At 59.5% G+C, this 758-nt stretch carries 1 pseudogene; it reads left to right on the plus strand.

The features are described 5' to 3' along the window. Positions 1-758: pseudogene (locus tag AC23NW_RS36220) on the plus strand (hypothetical protein); the annotation flags it as partial.

Genomic DNA, 758 nt, shown 5'->3' on the forward strand with positions numbered 1-758 from the left:
GTAGCCCAAAGCGGAAATTCGGCGACGGTGAATGCGGCAGGGGCTTATTCGGTGGTGATTACCGGCAGCAACGGCTGTACGACTTCGGCGGCAACGACGGTTTATAGCAATACGACGGCACCAACCGTTACGCTGACAACTAACCAAACCATTACCTGCGCCAGCCCGACAGCAACACTGACAGCCACGTCAGGCTTGACGAACTATTCGTTCAGTACCGGCCAGAGTGGAAGCAGCAACCTGCTGACGGTGACGAGTGCCGGGACATATTCGGTGATTGCTACCGGCGCTAACGGCTGTACGGCGGTGGCGCAGGTAACGGTGACGAGCAATACTACCGCCCCGATGGGTGCCATGCTGACGGCGAGCGGAGGGGGTACGCTGACCTGTGCCCAAACAGCGCTGACGCTGACGGCTTCGGCAACGGGCTCAGGGCTGAGTTACCGCTTTGTTGGGGCGGGTGTGGTGGCCCAGAGCGGGAACTCGGCGACGGTGAATGCGGCAGGGGCTTATTCGGTGGTGATTACCGGCAGCAACGGCTGTACGACTTCGGCGGCAACGACGGTTTATAGCAATACGACGGCACCAACCGTTACGCTGACAACTAACCAAACCATTACCTGCGCCAGCCCGACAGCAACACTGACAGCCACGTCAGGCTTGACGAACTATTCGTTCAGTACCGGCCAGAGTGGAAGCAGCAACCTGCTGACGGTGACGAGTGCCGGGACCTATTCGGTGGTAGTCACAGGGGCTAA

The sequence above is a fragment of the Arsenicibacter sp. R0_47 genome (assembly GCF_057652235.1).